This is a genomic window from Streptomyces sp. NPDC058145 (assembly GCF_042884245.1).
Taxonomy (GTDB): Bacteria; Actinomycetota; Actinomycetes; order Streptomycetales; family Streptomycetaceae; genus Streptomyces.
This window is the reverse complement of record NZ_JBHVUH010000020.1, coordinates 67,533-87,458: the sequence shown is the minus strand read 5'-3', so window position 1 is coordinate 87,458 and position 19,926 is coordinate 67,533. Positions and strand designations below refer to the sequence as shown.

Below are 19,926 nucleotides of genomic sequence, written 5' to 3'. Positions count from 1 at the left end.
TTCCTACCTGATCAGGAGCCTCGACGGGGGGGGCGGGAAGCGCGCCATAATGCTCGTGCAACGGGAGGGGTTGTATGAGTGTGTCGTTCTCTCACCAGTTCAACGTGCAGGCGGTCGCAGCGGAAGGTGGGTCCGCCCGGTTCGGGACGAACGTGCTCGCTGGTCTCGTCGATGGGATCGACACGTTCCGGCACGAGTTGGAGCGGAAGCGGCGATCACGCAGCCTGGGGCCCGGGATGCTCGGGGCGTTCTTGTGGGTGGACGAGGCTGAACTGCTGCGCCGGATTGCCGAGTTCCCGTCCGCATGCGTGGTGGTCAGCAAGCAGCCACGGGGCCCGCGTTCCCTGGAGAAGCTGCGCAGGGTTGCCGATGCGGTGAAGGACTCGGCCGGCTTTCCTGCTCGGGCGCTGCCTCCTCTGGAGGGATTGTGCCTGCATGAGGACGGCGTGGCACCGGTAGTGGGTCCCGGCTCAGCGTCACCGGACATCCAGCTGTCCGCGCTGCGCAGCCTCGGCTACCGCAAGGCCGGAGATCGTCTTGTTCCGATCCTGCACACCAAGATGTTGCTGCTGGGTGAGCTCTGGTGGCACGACGAGGACGGATCGGGCACGGTAGCCGACGTCATCGGGTTCAGGCCCAGCCGGTTGTGGCTGGGGAGCGCCAATGGCACCGAAAGCTCTCGCCGCAGCCTGGAGTTCGGGCTGTGGACGCAGGATCCCGGCCTCATGAAGGCTGCACAGAAGTTCCTGGTCGAGGTGATGGCCCAGTCCGAGGAGCTGGATCCTGACAGCAACACCCTGACTCCGGACCTGGTCGAACCGGACTACGACGACGAGCAGATGTGGGAGGCGTACACCGCGCTCGCCGACGACGCATCCGACGAGGGCTACAGGGACGGCGAGTGACGAGCATGAGCGACACCGTCGCCCCCGGGTCGCCTCGTTTCGCCCTGCACACCCTGGGCTGGCGTGCCTTTCAGGACTTGTGCGCGGCTGTGCTGCGGGAGGTGTGGGGGCAGTCGGTGCAGGCGTTCGCGGACTCCAACGACGGGGGCAGGGACGGCGCCTTCTACGGCACCTGGCAACCGTCGGACGAGCTGGGAGGCGTGCGAGATGTGGTGCCGGGCCCCTTTGTGTTGCAGTGCAAGCACACCAAGAAGGCGGATGCCACACTCGCCCCGTCGGAACTCGAGGACGAGTTCACCAAGGTCCGTGCCTTGGTCGAGCGCGGGGTGTGCGCGACATATGTGCTGCTGACGAACGCTCGGGTCAGCGGCCAGTCCGAGGAGGAGATCCGGCGGCGACTGCGTGCCTGCGGGGTGGCGCATCCCCTGGTCCTGGATGGGCAGTGGCTGAGCGACATGATCGCCTCGCATCGAGGGCTGCGGATGTTCGTCCCTCGTGTCTACGGGCTCGGTGATCTGTCGCAGATCCTCGACGAACGCGCCTACGCCCAGGCCTCAGTGCTGATGAGGTCTGCGCCGGAGCAGGTTTCCACGTTCGTCGTCACCAGCGCCTACCGCAAGGCCGCCAGCGCCCTGCGCGATCACGGCTTCGTGCTGCTGCTCGGCGACCCGGCCGTGGGCAAGTCCGTCATCGCCCTGATGCTCGCGATCAGTGCCGCCGACAACTGGGGCTGCGTGGCCAGCAAGCCGCGGACCTCCGACGAGCTGGTGCAGCGCTGGAACCCGCACGAGAAGGATCAGCTCTTCTGGCTCGATGACGCCTTCGGCGCGGTCCGTCATGAGGAGATCCTCACCCACGCCTGGGCGCGGGACCTGCCGCACGTGATGAGCGCCGTGAAGAACGGGGCCCGGGTCGTGCTGACCTCCCGCAACTACATCTACAACGAGGCCCGGCCCCTGCTGAAGCCGTATGCCTACCCCCTGCTGCACGAGCAGCAGGTCACCGTCGACGTCGCCGACCTCGCCCGCTCGGAGCGGCAGCAGATCCTCTACAACCATCTCGCTGCGGGCGATCAGCCGGCAAACGTGCTCAGCCAGATGAAGCCGCACCTCGAGGCCGCAGCCGACGCCGAGCCATTCCGTCCCGAAGCAGCACGCCGTCTTGGACTCCAGGCCTTCACCACCGGGCTGTCCCAGACCCGCGAGAGCATGACGTCCTTCATGGCCCAGCCGCGGCAGCTCCTGATCGATATCTATGACCAGCTGGACGTGGACGCCCACGCAGCTCTCGCCCTCGTGTACGCCACAGCCCAGGACAAGGGGCTCTCCAGCCCGCTCGCCCTTGATCCGGTCCAGCGCGACATCATCGAACGGGCTGGTGCCTCACCCGGTGCCACCAGCCGGGCCATGGCCACGCTCACCGGTACCTTCCTCACCGAGGCGACCGCCTCTGACGGGCAGGCGTATTGGTCATTCCACCACCCCACTCTCTGGGAGGGCTTCGCTGCCTGGCTGACCACCCAGAGTCACTTGCTTCCCATCGTCCTCACCGGCATGACCGACCAGGCCCTGCTCTCGCGCACGGACTGTCTGCCCGACGGTAGCGACCAACGTCAGGGCACTCTCCTGCGCATTCCGTCACCTCTGTACCAGGCGACGGCCCAGCGGATCTCCCCGCTACTCCGACTTCGCCGCGACCCTCACATGGTGTTTCGGGATGAGTACGAGCGTGAGCAAAGCATCCTGTCCTACTTGTCGCGGGACAGTAGCAACGGCTTCCTACGTGCCTACCTCGTAGAAGATCCGGAACTACACACGGTGCTCCTGGACTTCGAGGCACCGGCCAAAGACGATCTCCGCCCACGGGTACTGGCCCGCCTCCACCGCGCCGGCCTGCTCCCCGAAGACGTCCGGCAGGAGGCGATCTCCCATATGACGGACCTGGCCGTCACGGCGCCGGACGCCTCGTGGATCGAAGACAACGAATGGCAGAAGGAGGCTTGGCACGTCCTCCTCACCGATGAAGAACGCGAGAGCCTGTTCGATCACGTGCGCCGTGAACTCGTTCCCTGCCTAGAACGGCGGGTAGACGACTGGGCCTACGAGTTCAATGGCGATACAGACAACGACCCCGTCGATGACGCACTGTTCTGGTACAGCCAAGCCTTTGAGCGACGACTAGACAATCGCACAGCCGGTGAGTTCGACCGCGCGCGCGACATCTACCAACAGGTCCGCGAGGAGCCGGACGAAGCCCCCCGCGGCGGGGCTCCCGGCCCCGCCCCCTACCGACGGGAGACCCCGCAGAGCACCCAACCGATTCCAGAACAGCGCAGTCTTTTCGACGACATCGACCGCTGATAGACGGCCAGAACGCCCGTCATGGACCCCGCCTGCGCAGCGTTCCCTTGGTTTCCGCCACGCTCTGCAACAAGACCCATGCCATGACACCGCTCCCCAGCCGATCACGCGGGGCAGCACGAAGTACGAGGACTGGCGACCGAGTTACGCTCGGCGGCCGGTCCTCACCCGTTCTCGGGCTCGGTGGTGCCAGGAGCGGAGATTGCCTCGATGCCGTACTCGGCGAGGGTCGCGGTCAGCATCTGCGTCTGGCCGGGCGGGAGTTGCCCGGCGTTCAGCCTGGTGCGGGCCTTGGCGAGCCAGGGGCCGATCATGACGCGTTCACCGTCGACCTCCATCCACTCGCGGGCGCCGGGGGTGCGTCCCCAGCGCTCGACGAACAGGCCGAGGATCCGCGCGGTCTGGGCGAAGGTGCGCCGCCTCGGGGCGCCGGTGCTGGGGGGAGCCTGGTCGGGGGTGAGGCCGATCCGGGTGAGTAGGTCGCGCTGCCCGGGGGCGAGTTGGGTCCAGGTGGTGAATTGGCGGTGCAGCCAGCTGCCGGCCTTCACCGTTCCGATGACCGTGTCGCGGGTCAGGGTGGCGGGGTGGGTGCCAGCTTCAATGTGGCGGCGGATGACGTGGTACTTGCGGTGCCAGTCGGGGCCGTGCGGGAGCCTCCAGTCCGGGTCAAGGGCGGTGAGTTCGGCGTCGCGGGCGGGGGCGAGACGGCCGTTGCGGGCGGCGGTGCGCTGGTCGGCGAGAAACTGGCCGCCGGCCTGGTGGGCGGGGACGGCGAGGTGGCCGTGCTCGGCGTAGAAGGCCTCGACGGTGGCCATGTGACCCTGCCAGAGGGCCTCGTGCTCGTCCCAGACCATGCCGAGCGCCTCCAGCTCGGCGATCCACGCCGCATCGAGGGCGCCCGCGCGGCAGGCGGTGCGCTGGCCGGTGATGAAGGAGCCCAGCCGGTAACCGTAGGCGTCCTCGTAGTCGGCCGGCACCCGCAGATGGCCGTGCTCGGCCCGGTAGCGGACGGCGGCGGCAAGACCCGCGCGGCGCGGGGCGGACAGGACGGCGCCGCTGGAGGGCCAAACCAGCAGGTCCAAGGCGCGGGCGATCGCGGTGGGGTCGAGGGTGTGGTCGAAGCGGAAGCGGCGGGTGATGTAGGTGTGGGAGTCGCGGGCGGGGTGCTGGTTCTTGGCCCGTGGGGCGCGGGCGGCGATGGTCTGGTCGTGGTGGCGCAGGGCGGCGGTGACCAGCCAGAGGGCTTCGTAGGGGGTGCCGAGGAGGTCGGTGGGGTCGGTGCCGGGCGGGATGTAGGCGGGGATGACGAGGCTGGCCGTCTTCGTCTTGAGGGTGGGGGGTTTGCGCAGGGCGCGGCCGAGGGCTTGGACGATGCGGCGCACGCTCGCGGTGCGGTCGGCGAAGACGACGCCGTCGACGGCGGGCAGGTCGACGCCTTCGCCGAGGATCTTGGCGTTGGCCAGTACGCCCCGCTCGGCGTCGGTGAAGCGGGCGATGATGTCGGCGCGCCGGTGGGGGCTGTGGGTGCCGTCGATGGACTGCACGACGGTCTCGCCCGCCCAGTCGGGGCGCAGTTCGTCGGGGAGGGTGCGCAGGGTGTGGGCGAACTGGCGGGCGAAGTCGGCGGCGTCGGCGATCTGCTGGAAGTAGACGAACACGTGCCGCAGGTCCTGCTCGCGCATGGCTTTGAGGATGGCCAGGTGCAGGGCTGTGGTACGGCGCGCGGTGGGCCCGGCTTGCGGATCGGTGAGCGCGGTGCGCAGTTCGGTGTCGGTGACTGTGGGGACGACGAGTTGGTAGTCGGCCAGGACGCCGTCGTCGATGGCGTCGGCGTGGGAGTAGGTGTGCAAGCGGGGGCCGAAGATCTTCGGTTGGTCCATGGTGGCCAGTAGGGATGGGTCGTCCCAGGCCGGTGCGGTGGCGGTGGTGCGTTTGGGTTGCGCTCTGGTGGTGGGCGGCTCGGCCAGGCGGGGGGCTTCCCACACATAGGGGGTGGCGGTGAGGTAGAGGCGGCGCTCGGCAGGGATGCGCTCGTTGTCGTGGAGCGCGGTCCAGTTCTTCTCCCAGGTGCCGGCCGTGGCGTGGGCTTCGTCTACGACCAGCAGGCCGAAGAGGGGGGCGGGGAAGATCGCGGAGTGCTGGGCCTCTTCGATCTTGGACAGTGAGTCGTAGGTGAAGAAGACCGTCGCTTTGGGGTGGCGGGCGAGCCAGTAGGCCAGGTACTCCCCCACGTTGGCCGAGTCGACCTCGGCCTCGGCGAGGAGCGGGTGGGAGGCGGCGCGCAGCGAGGAGACGGTGATCATCGGCTCGCGGCGGCCGTCCGCGCGGGCGGCCGCCGCCCACTGTGCGACCAGGTCCAGGCTGGGCACTGCCACCGCCAGGTGCCGCACGCCGAGTTCCTCGGCTACGCGCAGTGCGAAGAGGGTCTTGCCGGTGCCGCAGGCCGAGACGGCGTGCCCGCGGGTGCGCGGGCGGCGCAGGTGGCGGACCGTGCTGGCGAGGCCCTCCTGCTGGTCCGTGCGCAGGACCAGACGCCCGGTGTGTTCTGTGGCGGTGGGGCTGGCGGTCATCGCGCGATTCCTCGGTATACGTGAGGGGCTGGCTCGCTTCATTCTCGCGTACAGCAGGGGTGCGGCGCAGTGTCTCTGCTCTGGCGGGGGCGCGCTGAGAGCCGTGCACGCCCCGTGATCGGTGTTGTCGGTTGCGGATAGTGGGCGATTACTCGGGGCCGGGCCTTCTCCGCTTGGTTTTTCAGGCAGCCCGGCGGAAGGCTGTCTTGCGTGCCGTGGGCAGGCGCAGAAGGTCTTGCAGGGGTGTACCGTGTTCGGCCCACCGGCGCAGGCGGTCGCGGTCGACCCAGTGCACCTGGTGGCGTTCGCCCCATGTTTTGGCGTCCCGGGTGAAGGAGCCATTGGTGACGACGACTGCGGTATCGGCCCCGTGGACGGGGCCTGCGGTGCCTTTGACCTGATACATCACTGATGAGCCGACCTTGCCTGCGACGGTGGTGTGCTTGGCTTGCAGGACGATCCTGCCGCGTTGGCGGTCTTCGCCGATGACGTCCGCGGCCTGGTCTCCTTGTCGGCCGACCTGCCGTGCGTTCCAGCCGTCGCGGAGGAGCAGGTCACGCAGTGCGAACTCGAAGGACCGGTCGTCCATGGCGTCGAGTTGTGCGAGCGTGATCCGGAGCCGGGCCAGGGTCTCGGCCCGCACCTTCTGGGCCCGTACTTCACGGATGAACCGCCAGGCTGCGTAGCCGAGGGCGAGAACCGCGAGGAGGGCGAGCCATGGCCAGATGCGGACGGCTGCCTGCCACGTGGCTGTGGCGATCTTGGCCAGCAGCCAGAGTGCGGCGCAGGCGACGGCTGCGGCGGCGGCCTGTTCCCTGCCACCTCGGGGTGGGCGCAGCCGGGGCGAGTGGCGGGACATCAGCGGCCCACGCTTGCTGACACTGATGGTGTAGGGGTTTGCGGCGTTGTCGGGGATGCCTCTCCGAAGCCGATGAGCTGGCTCCATAGCCACACCACCGCAATCAGCCCTGCGATCGACCAGCCGCTCAGCTTCTTTGCGCTGGGGCCGGGGTTGCGCCGGTAATGACTTCGCACCCTGTGGTAGCCCTCGGGCGGCTTCGCCACTGCTTCCTCCTCCGTAGTGCCAGGCCGTCAACTGCGGTCTGATCTATGGGAATTGGTGTAGCAGTGGGCACTGACAAATCCGCCGGTTTGATCAGTGCAGGCCATGGCGCTGCCTCGAAAACGCGCCGTGAGGCGGGTATGCGTCCGGCGGTGTTCGAATGTGGGGGGCAGCAGTCCTCGGGCCTGCAAAAACCCCTGTCATGCGGCCGGGCTGACGCGTGTTGGTACGGCTTAGGTGGCCGGATGCAGGTGCTCATGCCGCCCAGCGCTCTGTTTCCGTCGCTTCGATCACATGCAGAAATGGCAGGAAGCGGTTCGTGTTCGATGTGCTGCGCCTGGGAGGCGCGAGTCGGGTACTCGAGGGAAGTGCGACTCTCGGCGCCGGGATCCGCTTGGAGGCTGCCTTCTCGGCTGGGGCCGAGGGGTCCGAGGGCAGCCTCCACAGCTTGTGGTCACGGCTGGGGTCGATGGCGGGGTGAAGATCGGCAGGGGCCCGTGGCCTGGGGGGGGCTGTGCTCTGGTCGGGGAAGGGCCGTGGAGAGTCTGGCGTCCTGTCGTGCGGTCATTCGGCGGATTCGGTCAGGTGTGTGAGGGTGGAGCCGTCGATGTGCTTGGAGATGTGCAGGCGCTGGGTGATGCGGCGGCGCAGTTCAGGAACGTGGCTGATGAGTCCGACAGTGCGGTCGTGGGCGCGCAGGGAGTCCAGGACGTCGAGGACCTGGTGGAGGGTGTCTTCGTCGAGGGTGCCGAAGCCTTCGTCGATGAAGAGGGTGTCCAGTGCCTGGCCGCCGGCTTCGGCGGTGACGATGTCGGCCAGGCCCAGGGCGAGGGCCAGGGAGACGTAGAAGGATTCGCCGCCGGAGAGGGTGTCGGTGTGGCGTTTGCGTCCGCTCCAGGCGTCGAGAACCTTGAGGTCCAGGCCTGATTTGGCGCCTCGGGCGGCTCTGTCGTCGGAGTGGACGAGGGTGAAGCGGTGATGGGACATGCGTGACAGGCGGGTGTTGGCGGCGTCGACGACGTCTTCGAGACGGGCTGCCAGTACGTAGGACTCCAGTTGCATGCGGAGCTGGTTGCTGGTTGAGCCGCCGCTGATGAGGCCGTGGAGGTGATCGACGGTGCGGTAGGCGTCCTCGAGGGGTTCGAGTCGCTGGATCTGGGTTTCCAGCTGCGCGGTGAGGGTGGCCAGAGCGGTTGCGCGGTCGGCGGCCTGGGTGGCGAGGGCTGCCGTGCGGGAGTGGGTCGTGGTGGCGGTGTTCAGCTCGGTGACGGCGTGCTCGAGGTCGGCCGGCGGCTGGGCGAGGGCTGCCTGCAGTTCGGGTTCGGCGAGCCGGGCGGTCAGGACGAGGCACTGTTCACGCCACTGGGTGATCTGGCTGTCGATCGCGGTGAGTTCGTCGTCGGGCAGGCGGGCGGCGAAGGCGTCGGCCGGGGAGGCGAAGCCTGCCGCGAGCGCTGCCTGCTCTGCGAGAGCGGTGGCGTTGTCGCGTTCTGCAGCGGTTGTTGCCACGGCGACAGCGCACGCGGCGGCGGCCTCGAGCCGGCCGGCGTTCTGAGTGAGGTAAGTGATGCGGTCGGCGAGTGTGGCGTGTCCGTTGAGGGCGGTCGCGAGGCGGTGGGTGAGCTCTTCGCGCTGGGTGTGCAGGCTGTCGTAGCTGGCGTCGGCGGCGCCCAGGCGTGCGGTTGCGGTGTTGCGGGTGTGCTCGGTGTCGGCCTGTTCTTTTTCCAGAAGGGCGAGTTGTTCGCCGGCCGGTCCGGCGTCGGCCGCCTGAGAGAGGGCGTCGGCGAGGCGTTGTGCGAGGTCGGCGCGGTGGGCGGTGAGGTCGGTGAGAGGGGTGTTGCCGCCGGCTTCACCGCGTGCGGTGGCGGCCTGTTCGTTCAGCTGGGCCAGGGCTTCTTTGGCCTCGTTCTCGGTCTGCTGGGCTCGGGTGTGGGCGGCTTCGGCGGCCTGTTCGTCGGCGGCGGTGGGCTGGCCTGGCTGGGCGGTGGCGGGTGCGGGATGGGTGGGGGAACCGCATACGGGGCAGTCTTCGCCGTCCACGAGCCGGCTGGCGAGTTCGGCGACGATGCCGTCCGTGCGCCGGCGCCGGATGTCGACGTACGTTTGCGCGGCTTGCACGGAGTCCCTCTCGGCCCGGCTGAGGGTTGTACGGGCGCCGCTGACCTGCTGGTCAAGTGCGTCACGGCGCCTGGCGGCTTCCAGCTGCTTCTCGACGAGGTTGAGGGTGGGGGTGAGTTCGCGGCTGGTCTCCTGCGCGCTGCGGGCGGCTTCCAAGCGTGCGGCAAGGTCGGCGCGGCGTTGCGGGAGGGCGTTGAGCCATTCCTGGGCGTCGGTGAGGGTTTCGGTGAGCTGCTGGCGCTCGCGGTCGAGTGCGGTTAGTTCTGCCGTGTGGCGTTGGAGGGTGGCCTCGTCGGGCAGGAGTGCCTCGACGGCGCCGGTGGCGGCGTGCAGCTGCTGCGCGGCGTGGGTGAGGCCGCCGGTGTCGAGGGATGCGTGTTCGGGCGGCAGGAGGGCGCGGGCGCGGCTGTCGTCGTCCAGGGCACGGGTGTGCTCGAGGTCGGCGGTGTGTGCGGTCTCCAGGACGGATTGCAGTTGTTGGGCTTTCACGGCGCGCTCGCGGCGGTCGGCGAGGTCGTCGTGGTGGGCGGCCTGCTCGTGGAGCAGTTCGAGGTCGTGTGCGGTGGTGTGGTGGGCCTGCTGGAGACGGTGGAGGTCGCGTACGGCCTGTTCTGCCAGGCGGGCTTGCGCCAGCTGCTGCCCGGCGGTCTCGGTGGCGGTGGCTGCGGCGTCCTGGAGGGTGAGGGCCCGGTCGTGCAGGGCGCTGGCCCAGGCGCGGGCGGGTGCGGTGAGGGTGGCGGGGTCGTCGGCCCTGGGGGCGTCCTGGGCAGGTTCGAGTTCGTCGCCGGCCGCCTGCTGGATGCGTTCGGCCAGACGCAGGACGTCGGCGCGGGCCTCGTCGCGCGTCTTGGCGGTGAGGGTTTTGCGGGTGGCGAGGAATTCTTCGATGATGCCGAAGCGGCGGGTGCCGAAGAGGGTGCCGAGCAGGATGCGGCGTTCGGATGCGTCGGCGCGCAGGAACTTGGTGAACTCGTTCTGCGGGAGCAGGACGACCTGGCAGAACTGCTGCCGGGTCAGGCGCAGGAGGGACTTGATCTCTTCTCCGGCTTCCTTGTGGGACTTGATGATGCCTTCCCACTGGCCGTGTCCGTGTTCGTCGAGGACCCACTGGTGGAGGTGGGTTTCGGCCTTCTGGTCGACGAGTTCTGCGCTGTTGCGCAGGTGGGGTCGCTTCTGGGCGGGGATCCTGCGGATCTGAAGGCGCTTGCCGGCCAGGGTTACTTCCAGGGTCACTTCGGTCAGCAGGTCCGCGGGAGCGTGGTCGCTGCGCAGGCGCATGTTGCGTTCGTGAGGCGGCAGGCCGTAGAGGGCGAAGCAGATGGCGGCGAACAAGGTGCTCTTGCCGGCGCCAGTGTCGCCGTGCAGGAGGAACAGGCCGTCGGCGGACAGGGCGTCGAAGTCGACGGTGTGCCGACGGGCGAAGGGGCCGAAGGCCTGCAGGCGCAGGGAGTGCAGACGCATGTCAGACGGTTTCCTTCTCCTGGGCGCGCACGCGCATGTCGTCGACGGCTTCTTGGAGGAGGCCTGCCTCTGCCGTGGTGGGTGGGGTGCCGCGCACGGCGGTGATGAAGTCGTGGGTGATGTCGAGGTCGCCTCGGCCACGTAGCCGTTCGCGGTAGGTGGGGGTGTCAGTGGCCTGTGCCGGGATGCCGGTGGGCAGGTGCCGCATGTCCAGCGTGTGGCGGAAGCGCTGTTTGAGGCGTGCCATCGCCTCGTACGGCAGGGCGGTGTCGGTGAGGGTGGCCTGCAGCCAGGCTTCGCTGAGATGTTCGTGTGCGGGGTCGGTCAGCAGGTCTTCGATGCGGCCGGTCAGCCGGGCCAGCGGCAGGTGGAGATCGGCCGGGATGTCGTGGCGGGTGATCGTGGGGACGCCGTCGGCCGGCAGGTCGGCCAGGGTGAGGGATTTGGTGTGGTTGGTCTCGGAGAAGGAGTAGGCCAGCGGGGAGCCGCTGTAGTGGATGCGGGCGTTGACGCTCTGCGGGCGGTGGAGGTGTCCCAGGGCGGTGTAGTCGATGCCGTCGAAGAGGTCGGCTCCGGCGTGGGCGATGCCGCCGACGCTGATGTCGCGTTCGCTGCTGCTGGTGGTGGCGCCGGTGATGAAGGCGTGGGCGAGGACGACGGAGCGGGTGCCCGGGCGGGTGGCGAGGTCGGCGCGGATGCGGTCCAGTGCGGAGGTGAGAACGGCCTGGTGGGAGGCGGTCTCGGCGTCCAGCTCGGTGCGTACCAGGGCGGGCTCGAGGTAGGGCACTCCGTAGACGGCGACGGGGCCGTGCTCGTCGTCGAGGAGGACGGGGCGGGCGGCGTCGGCGGGGTTGGTGCGCAGGTGGACGCCGGCTTTGGCGTACAGGCCGGAGCCGGTGCCGAGGCGGTGGGCGGAATCGTGGTTCCCGCTGATCATGATGGTGGGGATGCCGAGGTCGGCGAGCTGGTGCAGGGCCCGGTCGAACAGGCGTACCGCGTCCAGGCTCGGGATGGCGCGGTCGTAGATGTCGCCCGCGATGAGCAGGGCGTCCACCTTGTGGGTGCGGGCGGTGGCGCAGATGTGGTCCAGGACCTTGCGCTGGCGGTCGATCAGATCTTCCCCGTGGAACCGGCAGCCGAGATGCCAGTCCGAGGTGTGCAGAAACCTCATGGGCACAGACCGTAACCAGGGTGGTGGGAGCTACGGGCGGTTTTCCCGATAAACGGTCTTGTTTCAGAGGCTTGGGGACACGCGAGGGAAAGGTTTCTTCGCCTGCGCCGCCGGGTGGCGGAGCCGGACGCGGCTCGCAGGGTGATTGTCAGTGGCAGGAGGCAAGATAAGCAGTGGGGGAAGGAGGATGTGATGTCGTTATCGCGTTCTGCCAGGACCGAGCACACTGTGGCGCCCGGGGGCTGCCAGTGGTGCGGAATCGAAGCCCGCGCGCACGCGCGGCAATGGACGGCGGAGGCCGGATGGCACGCCTGGACGGCGCCGACCACTGAGCAGCGCAAGGAGCGCATGCTGCAGCGGCGAACGCAGCAGCAGATCAGCAGGCGAGGGCCTGCACCTCGGTGAAGATGTCCCGTAGCTGCTGGGGGACCTCTTCAGGGGTGGTGAGCATGGACACCAGTGCGTAGAGCATGTCGGCCTTGCCGTTGGGGCTGCTCTCTGCGGCCTGCTGTTTGATCATGTAGAGGATGCGCTCGCTGAACTTGCCGCCCCGGTGCTCCGTGAAGTCGTCGGCGCTCCAGGGCCGGCCCTCGGGGCGGGGCCAGTGGGCGTTGGCGGCGGCCGCCCACTGAAGGTCGCTGAAGAGCTCCTCCAACTCGTTGTAGCCCTCGCCCTCGCCGACGTAGGAGACCTGCTTGGTGAGGTCGAGGCCGGCTCTGACGAGTTTCTCGGGCTTGAAGTGCTTATTTGTGCGGCTGTCGGCGTCGACCATCAGCATGACGGTGCGGTGGTGCTTGACGAGGTAGCCCGCGAGGTGGAGTGCTCCTTCGTTGTTGTCGCAGGCCCACAGGGCGATGCCGGCCGCCTGCAGGGGCAGGCCCTGCGAGAGGCGGAAGAGCAGGGGCACGCACTGCTGCTCGGTGGGGCCCTCGACTGCCAGGAAGCAGCGTTCGTGCAGCAGGACGGAGTTGCGCAGTCCCACCGCGGCGGCGATCTGTCCGAGGTGGAAGTCGATGCCGTCGTGGGTGTCGTCGTCGAGGCGCTCGACGAGGGTGCGGCCGCTGTCGCTGAGCTTGAGGTGGACGACGTCGGCGATGTCGACGCCGTCGATGAGGTTCATGGAGTGGGTGGCGACGATGACGCTGACGTGGGGCAGGGCGCACTGTTTGCGGATGATGTCCATGACGGTGCGCTGGTGGCGGTAGTCGAGGTGGGTGTCGGGCTCGTCGTAGACGACGATGGTCTGGGTGGGCTGCGGCTCGTCCTGCTCCCCCGTCGCGGCGAGTTCACTGCTTTCGAGGAGGCTGCTGGTCCACTCCCACACAGCGAGGGCGATGCGCCGGGTGCTGCCCTGGCCCGAGCGGGTCAGATCCACGGGCTCGCCGTCGGCCTTGGAGACCTCCAGCGGCGCTCTTTTGAAGCCGCCCTTGAAGGAGACCTCGGGCTTGACCTCCACGCCGACGAACTCACGGCAGTGCTGGCGGATGTGCCGGCACAGAGAATCCGCTTCCTTCTCCAGCCGCTGCGTGATCTCCTTCTCGATCTCACGGACCTGTCCTTGGAGGGTCTCGTCCTCCAGATGGGTCTCGTAGCAGCTGCTCAAAGCGGTGCGCACCGCGTCGTCCGGGCTCTCGTCCTTGCCGCCGAACGCCAGCAGCCGCGGCAGACGTCCCTCGAGGTCTTTCGGCAGCGGCTGCCACTGGTCGGTCTGCGGGACGGTCGTGGCGTGCGTGGTGAGCGCGGCCAGCAGGTCTTCCTTCAGTGTGCCCGACGGGACGAGGCCGAACTCGGCGACCAGTTCGGTCAAATCCTTCTTCATCAGCCGACCCAGGCCCTGCAGACGGCTGTCGGCGGGCTGCGATCCGAAGAACTCCCAGCACGCCGCCTCGCCGGCCCGTGACCGGCGCCGGATGCGCAGCTCGGCCGGTAAGGGGGCGCTTGCGGCCTGCTCGGCGGCGTCCAGGCGGAAGACGCCCTCCACCCATGTCTCCGCGCAGCGCTGTCCCTTGACGCCCTCGTCCTGCTGGTAGGTGCGGTCCTCGTCCGTCAGACGGTGCTCGCCCAGCAGGAAGGCCAGCGCGGCCAGGACCGCGCTCTTGCCGCCGTCGTTGCGGCCGGCCAGGATCGTCGGGCTGCTGACCGGGATGTCCTGCACATGGGTCAGCGAGCGGAACCCGCACGCGGAGAAGCGGATGAGGTGCACGGTCGAGCTGCTCCGTATCTCCCCGCTCCGCCGGGCGAGGGGCAGGGGTGTGGCGTGCGGGCGTTACGCGTGCGGATGAGGCACCTGAGCACTCATCGCAGGCAGTCATCTTAGAGGGACGCAAAGCAACAGCTCCCCGTTTTGCGTCAGTTAGCGTCTTCCCGAAGTGAGGCTCGCGCGGTCGAACGATCACTTGTGCGTACAGGTCGGTCGGGCACCGGCCACTCGGTGGTCATCTCACGGGGGAACCGGCAGATGCGCTGCCGTACGGCTGTTGGACGAGCGTGACTTATTGTGGCCAGGGAAGAGGGGGCCGGGTGGGGAACGACGAAGCCTACTGGGATTGGCGCGATGAGCAGCTCAAAACCGGTCAGCGGGCGAAGGGCGGAGAACCGTGTCGAGTCTGCGGGGAGCCGGTGCCTTCCAGGGCGCACTGGAAGGCACCGCGACCGGCACGTGTGCTCGCCCCGCTGCAATCTGACACTCAATCGGCGCTTCAACCGTCGCATCGAGCGTGGGGAGATCACCCGGCCGCCCGTGTTCTCGCCCGATCCTCAAGGTGCCCGGTCTGCGAGGGCGTTCCGTACCCTGCCGGCCGGCTCGCTCTTTCCCTATGAGATCCAGGGTTACTCACCCAAGCCGGGCGACGTGGTGGAACGGCATGGTTCCATGACCGCCGTCCACCGGGCCGTCGACCTGCCGGATGACGCCATCCCCTGGCAGGTGAAGCCGCACAGCGGCGGCAGCTGGCAGCTGGAGCAGGTGGCGCTGTCCGTCCACACGCAGACCGGCGCGGCGTTCTACTACCTGACTGACCATACGTGGACTCCGACGTCTTTGATCCTGGGAGCCTTCCTGGGCCTGAAGCCACTGGATGACACCTTCGGGCCCTTCGAGGCAGAGGGCGGGACGTGGCGGTGGTACACGGAAATCATCCGTGATGTGGACGAGATGGACCAGGAGTACACCTGGACAGCCTTCGTATGCGGCAAGGAGTCCGTGCCTCGGCTGTGGACACCCGCCTACGCAGCCCGGTCCGAGCGCCTGCAGCGCGTGTCGCGTGCGGCCGGCAGCTACGCCGCCCGGATGCGCGAGCTGGGCCTGGAAGCCACCGTCGAGCGTCTGGATCCTCTCGCGGTGTACGAACGCGACGGCTGGGTCTGCCAGATATGCAAGACGGCCGTCGAGCGTGAACGGGCCTGGCCCGACATGTGGTGCGCAACCCTCGATCACCGCATCCCGCTCACCGCAGGGGGCGAGCACACGCTGCTCAACGTCCAGCTCGCCCACTGGATCTGCAATCTCCACAAAGGCGACTACTTTCCAGTGGACTTGTAGTCCGTCTGCCGGACGGCAGTCGGCCGGGCACGGCCAAGGAGGCCGACCAGCTCGCCTGGCGGCGACCGGAGCGGATCGCCTACCAGCCTCGTTCGCAGAGGTCCGAACTGTACGACAATCAGTGCCGGGCCTCTCGTGCAGCCCATCGAGTTGCGGACGGCGCGGAGGTCGCGCCGACGCTCAGTCCGCGCACCTGCCACCCCCGGTCCCCGAAGCAGCCACGCCGACCACACCCCACCACCTTCTTCACTGTGTGCAGGGCTGAGCGGCCGCTGAGGGGATGTCACGGCCCCGACACGCCCGCGTATCCATGGTGACCTGTGCCGACACAGCGGCGGCGCCAGGCGGGAGAAAACAGATGGCGCGGTGAGGATCGTCCAGGGAACGCGAAATAGCCCGGATCGTGTAGATCCGGGCTTCTTCGGCAGTAGCGGGGACAGGATTTGAACCTGCGACCTCTGGGTTATGAGCCCAGCGAGCTACCGAGCTGCTCCACCCCGCGTCGGTATCCCCCACCGTACGCCATCACAGCAGGCGCCGAAGACCACTTTTCGGCGCAGGTGTAGGTTCCGGGTCTGCGTTAGCAGTGCCGGTCGATCTCTAGCAGTCGGCTAGCAACCTTCCGGGGCGCGTTAGCAGCACCTGCGGTGCTTCGGAGAGCGGGATGCCAGGATGTCCGGGTGGTCAGCGCTGAAGAGTGGATTCGAATCCGTCGCGGCCTGCGGTTCGGACAACGGTTCCGAGGGACGGTGACGGCAGTTCCGAGGCCGGGCGCGACCGGGATATTCGTCGACATCGGTCTTCCGGTCGGAGGGTTCGTCGATGTTCTGCTTCTGCCGGCGGTCGCGGAACGCTGGCCAGACCAAGGAACCGAGGCCGAATTCGAGGTCTGGTGGGCCGATCAGCGACAGCAAGTGCGACTCAAGCCAGTTGACCCGCAGTTCCTGCGTGACGACTTCGCCCACTGGCAGGCGGACTGGCGGCCCGGCTGGCCAGAAGACGTGCCGGTGGACAAGGCATGGGTCGATGCGGCGGCGACGTATCTACGGGAAACTGGCGTGATCGAGGAGACATTGCGCTCAGCAGGCTGGCGGCCGGGACGGCACGTCTCGACGGACCACTGGCGCAAGACGCTCGAGAAGACCGGCCTGGTCCGCATGCACGATGCCGCTGAAGCCTTCTTGGCGGAGTTCGGTGGCCTGGACGTCCAGATCAGCGGCCCCGGGATCACCTGCGCCAAGACCCCCTTCAACTTCGACCCGGACAAACTGATCGGCGAGGAAGACCGCTTCGCCGACTGGAGTCACACCATCGGGCGCGACATCTTCCCCCTCGGTGAACTCGATGAGGGCAGATTCTTCCTCGGCATCGACGAGAACAGCGAGATCTACCTGGTCGAGACCTGGCTGGCTACGTTCGGCGATGCCCAGGACGCGCTGGAGAAGCTCATCCTGGGCATCGCCCCGGAGCGGATCGAGACTGCCGACTGAACAGCCCCAGCCGGACCGGGCCCCACTCCGACGATGCTTCCCCGCGGGCCACGCGATTGCTAAAGATCAGCCGATCGACACATTGCTAACACGACGCGGAATCCGCAGTCTCAGCAGGACCTCCTGCTAACGAAGCGGCCGAACCTACAGCAGGGGCTCTATGCGGCGAAGCCGACGTTGGTGACGTACTCGTACTGGCCCCACTGCGAGCCGAGGTCGACGATCGTGTCCTGCCACGCGGCGTCGAGGCCCTGGTAGTCGCCGGCCGCCCAGGAGCCGACGATGCGGTCCCAGCGGCGCACGTTCATCGTCCGGTACTCCACCACCCGCTGCAGCGGCTGCGGCACCTGGGACTGGTTGAGCGGGTGGATCTCCACTCGCGTACCGCGTCCGTCGCGATTGAGGCGCCTGAGGAGATGGCGGGCGACGTTGTGACGGCGCACCGCCCGGTACACCTGGTCGATGCGTTCCAGGTTGGCCTTGGAGGGGCGGCGTTTGCCCTCCAGCCAGGCCTTCAGCGTCCGGTGGGTCACGGTGAGTCCGGCGTCCTGCGCGGCCTTCAGGGTCTGGGTCGACTTCGTCAGGTAGTGCAGGCGCGCCATCCAGCCGCGCTTGGCGGTCACGGGAGTGGCGATGCCGCCCGCGAGTTCGTCGAGCTTGCGAGCGACGGCGTCGCTGCCCTTGATGCCCCGGGCGCCGAACCGTCCGAAGTCGATGTTCTTCTGCGGCACTACTCCCCCTCGCCTGCGTGCTCAGCGGCGTCGGTTCCGGCGGTGTACGTGTCCTTGACCTTGACCTCGGTAACAGCTCGGCCTTCGGCGAAGACACGGCGCCAGTCACCGATGACGTGGAGTTCGTCGGTGCCCATCGCCCGGACGACGGCCAGGCCCTCGTCATGGGCCTTGAGCGCCTTGAGCCACAGATTGGCGAAGGCCTGGCTGCGGATGAGGTGCATCCAGTCCGGCCGGTAGAGCTCCCGGTTGTAGTTCGACTCCCCCATCGTGGAGACGAACTTCGAGTACATCGCCTTCACGTACTCCAGCGTCACCGTGTCGCCCTGCTCGATCGCCGTGTCGCGGGCGTCCTTCAGGGCGATGCGGAACTTCTCCAGCAGGTTCTCCGTGGCCCCGGAGGTGTACGACTCGTGGATCTGAGGAGGCTCGCACAGCTGGTGCTTGGGGCCGGACAGGCGCAGCAGGAGGCGGAGCGTCGGCTCGGTGACCCACAGCGGGCCGGGCTCGTCCCGCTGGCCGATCGGGTTAGGCAGCACCGCCTCGTGCTCCCACTCGGGCGGGGTGATCAGGTGGACTCCGGAGCGGCGGCGGTCGTGGGCGAGGCCGGTTGAGTGCTCGAGCTGGCCCAGGGGTAGGTGCGTCTTGAGGGCGGAGAGGTAGGCGCCGTTGATGTCGAGCGCGGTCACCTGATGCCGGCCGGGCGGGAGTTCGTGACGGGTCCACTTGGGGCGGGCTTCCCAGATCTGGTCCGCGCCGCGCGCGGTCTGCTTCTTGAGGATGTCGGGGATCCAGGGGTGCGCGATCACGTCGTAGCGGGCGCCCTTACGGGTCTCGTCCAGCAGTCGCATCGCGTCCGGGATCGCCCGCTTCACCAGCGCCGCCGTGGCTGCGTCGACGTCGCCCCGGTGCTCGGCAAGCGCGCCCTGCACGGCCTCGCGGATCAGGTCGACCGGGCCGGACGGCTCCTGGAACGCGTGGCGGGCCGGGCCCTTGGAACGCGCCGTCGCACGCGCCGGACGTGCCGTGCGCGGCGGCGCTTTCGGGGTTTGCGCGGTGGGCTGTCCGGCTGGCGGGGCAGCTGAGGCTCCGGTGGTGGGCCGGCAGTCGGCCGGGGTCAGGTGCTGAGCGAACCCCGCCACGCGTTGTCCGGCCGGACGGCCGCACAGCACACAGGGCTCGGGGGCGACGAGCAGCTCCACGTCGTCCCCGTCCTCGTCCTGGCCGAGGTCGGGCGAAGGCAGGGGGGTGACGGTCGCGGCCGTGCCTGACGTGACGGGCTGCTCCGCAGCCGGCGCCGCCTCGATCTCGGACCCGGTGGCGAGCTTGGCGTTCAGTCCGTCCAGCAGGTAGGCGTATTTGGTGCGGATCTCGCCGGCCGGGTCCCGGCCGCTTTCCCATCCGCTGAGGGTTGAGGGGCTCACGCCGAGCGCGCGTGCCACCTGTGCCTTGGACAGCCGAGCCCGCTCTCGCAGCTCGCGGCGCACGTGGCAGGGCGGGAGTTCGGCCTGGGGGCCGACGGCGTCGAGCAGCGAGTCGATCGCGTCGAAGTCGCTCACCGGCCCGTCCCCCTTGCTTCGGTCCGCACGGTACGGCGCCGGTCGGCGGGCAGCGCCTCGCATGCTCTGGTCGGACCCGCCAGGAGGTCCAGCGCGCCGATGCCGTAGTGCTCGGCCAGGACGTCGACGTCGCGCAGACTCCAGGAGATGGCGCCCGACTGACGGCGTGACACCTGTGTCTGCGTCAGTCCCAGCACCCCCGCGACCGACCGCTGCGATTCACCCGTTACCTGCATCAATGCGGCCACCGTCAGTCGCAGCGACTCCTCCAAGCGCAATCCCATGCCACCATCTTACCTGATTCCATGCAACTTTCGCATTTAAGTAAGCTTTTAACCATCAATGATGCAGGAAAGCTTTCAGCGTTCTGAAGGAGCTGAAGGTTCTCGGGCACGCGGGTGTCAGCGATCCAGGCCGCCCCGATCACGCGGAATCCGTCGGGTCGCGCGCCGGGCTTCCCGGTCCGCCTGGCGCGCGTCTTCCACCGCACGATCGGACAGGCACCGGGGGCACACGAGGTCCACGACACGGCGGCGCAGGGCCCGGCGCAGCCGGAGCCCGGGCGGTGGCGGCCACCCACGGCAGTGGCGGCGCACCGTACGCACTCCAGTGCCCAAGAGCTCGGCGACCAGGGAGGCGTTGCCGGCGTAGCGGGCCAGGAGGAACGCCATCTGCGCCTGGTGGCCGGCCGGGAACAGGGCCGCGAACTCGGTGCGCTCCTCTGGCTGGAGGAGGGCGTCGTGGCGTTCGCAGCGCGGCGTCTTCTTGTTGTGCCGGGCGATGCCCGGCGAGCTGATGTCCATAGCTCAAGAAGCCTGCCGGGGGCCTCCTGTGGACAGCGGGCTGCCATTGAAGGCTTCTCGCATGCGCCGTCACCGACAGAGGCAGCCGCCCGTCCCTTGCGATTCCGTGCCGCTGCTCCCCGTGCATCTTCCACGCGGAGGCTCCGAACGCCCG

Annotated in this window: 13 protein-coding genes and 1 tRNA gene; 4 read left to right on the top strand and 10 right to left on the bottom strand. The window is 68.5% G+C overall.

The genetic code is table 11. The annotated features are described in order from the left end of the window. Positions 1-74: 74 nt before the first annotated feature. Positions 75-905, top strand: coding sequence for a hypothetical protein (locus ACFVVO_RS34810; RefSeq protein ID WP_390060428.1), 831 nt, complete (start codon positions 75-77; stop codon positions 903-905). A gap of 5 nt (positions 906-910) precedes the next feature. Next, positions 911-3,265, top strand: a complete 2,355-nt coding sequence (locus ACFVVO_RS34805) for a hypothetical protein (protein ID WP_390060427.1) — start codon at positions 911-913, stop codon at positions 3,263-3,265. Between the two features lie 164 nt (positions 3,266-3,429). Here ACFVVO_RS34805 and ACFVVO_RS34800 read toward each other — a convergent pair whose 3' ends face one another. The 5 genes from ACFVVO_RS34800 to ACFVVO_RS34780 all read right to left on the bottom strand — a co-directional run bounded on the left by ACFVVO_RS34800 (position 3,430) and on the right by ACFVVO_RS34780 (position 13,851). Next, the gene (locus ACFVVO_RS34800) at positions 3,430-5,835 is read right to left on the bottom strand and encodes a Helicase associated domain protein (protein ID WP_390060425.1); all 2,406 of its coding nucleotides are present in this window, start codon (positions 5,833-5,835) and stop codon (positions 3,430-3,432) included. 181 nt (positions 5,836-6,016) lie between these two features. Further along, entirely contained in the window at positions 6,017-6,694 is a 678-nt protein-coding gene (locus ACFVVO_RS34795; RefSeq protein WP_390060438.1) for a restriction endonuclease, read from the bottom strand. 768 nt (positions 6,695-7,462) lie between these two features. Next, entirely contained in the window at positions 7,463-10,477 is a 3,015-nt protein-coding gene (locus ACFVVO_RS34790; RefSeq protein ID WP_390060423.1) for an AAA family ATPase, read from the bottom strand. Between the two features lies 1 nt (position 10,478). Beyond that, positions 10,479-11,648, bottom strand: a complete 1,170-nt coding sequence (locus ACFVVO_RS34785; RefSeq protein ID WP_390060421.1) for an exonuclease SbcCD subunit D — start codon at positions 11,646-11,648, stop codon at positions 10,479-10,481. A 376-nt stretch (positions 11,649-12,024) separates the two neighbouring features. Next, positions 12,025-13,851, bottom strand: coding sequence for an ATP-dependent endonuclease (locus ACFVVO_RS34780; protein WP_390060419.1), 1,827 nt, complete (start codon positions 13,849-13,851; stop codon positions 12,025-12,027). 537 nt (positions 13,852-14,388) lie between these two features. On the opposite strand from ACFVVO_RS34780, the gene ACFVVO_RS34775 reads away from it, so the two are divergent. Further along, positions 14,389-15,189 (top strand): HNH endonuclease, encoded by an 801-nt coding sequence (locus tag ACFVVO_RS34775; protein WP_390060417.1) that lies wholly within the window; start codon positions 14,389-14,391, stop codon positions 15,187-15,189. A 428-nt stretch (positions 15,190-15,617) separates the two neighbouring features. On the opposite strand, the gene ACFVVO_RS34770 is transcribed toward ACFVVO_RS34775, so the two are convergent. After that, positions 15,618-15,691 (bottom strand) — tRNA-Met (locus ACFVVO_RS34770). Positions 15,692-15,869: 178 nt separating this feature from the next. Between ACFVVO_RS34770 and ACFVVO_RS34765 the strand changes: the two genes are divergently transcribed. Further along, on the top strand, positions 15,870-16,679 hold the full coding sequence (locus ACFVVO_RS34765) for an SUKH-3 domain-containing protein (protein WP_390060416.1): 810 nt from the start codon (positions 15,870-15,872) through the stop codon (positions 16,677-16,679). A 158-nt stretch (positions 16,680-16,837) separates the two neighbouring features. Here the strand turns inward: ACFVVO_RS34765 and ACFVVO_RS34760 are convergent, their stop codons facing one another. The 4 genes from ACFVVO_RS34760 to ACFVVO_RS34745 all read right to left on the bottom strand — a co-directional run bounded on the left by ACFVVO_RS34760 (position 16,838) and on the right by ACFVVO_RS34745 (position 19,772). Next, positions 16,838-17,410 carry a transcriptional regulator gene (locus ACFVVO_RS34760; RefSeq protein WP_390060414.1) on the bottom strand — a complete coding sequence of 191 codons (573 nt, stop codon included), beginning with the start codon at positions 17,408-17,410 and terminating at the stop codon, positions 16,838-16,840. Next, positions 17,410-18,969: a helix-turn-helix domain-containing protein gene (locus ACFVVO_RS34755; RefSeq protein ID WP_390060412.1), complete on the bottom strand. Its 1,560-nt coding sequence runs from the start codon at positions 18,967-18,969 to the stop codon at positions 17,410-17,412. Before ACFVVO_RS34755 ends, ACFVVO_RS34760 begins: the two co-directional genes overlap by 1 nt. Next, on the bottom strand, positions 18,966-19,253 hold the full coding sequence (locus tag ACFVVO_RS34750) for a helix-turn-helix domain-containing protein (RefSeq protein ID WP_070201824.1): 288 nt from the start codon (positions 19,251-19,253) through the stop codon (positions 18,966-18,968). The genes ACFVVO_RS34755 and ACFVVO_RS34750 overlap by 4 nt, the downstream gene beginning before the upstream one ends. A gap of 117 nt (positions 19,254-19,370) precedes the next feature. Continuing rightward, positions 19,371-19,772 carry a hypothetical protein gene (locus tag ACFVVO_RS34745; RefSeq protein ID WP_390060410.1) on the bottom strand — a complete coding sequence of 134 codons (402 nt, stop codon included), beginning with the start codon at positions 19,770-19,772 and terminating at the stop codon, positions 19,371-19,373. Positions 19,773-19,926: the final 154 nt, after the last annotated feature.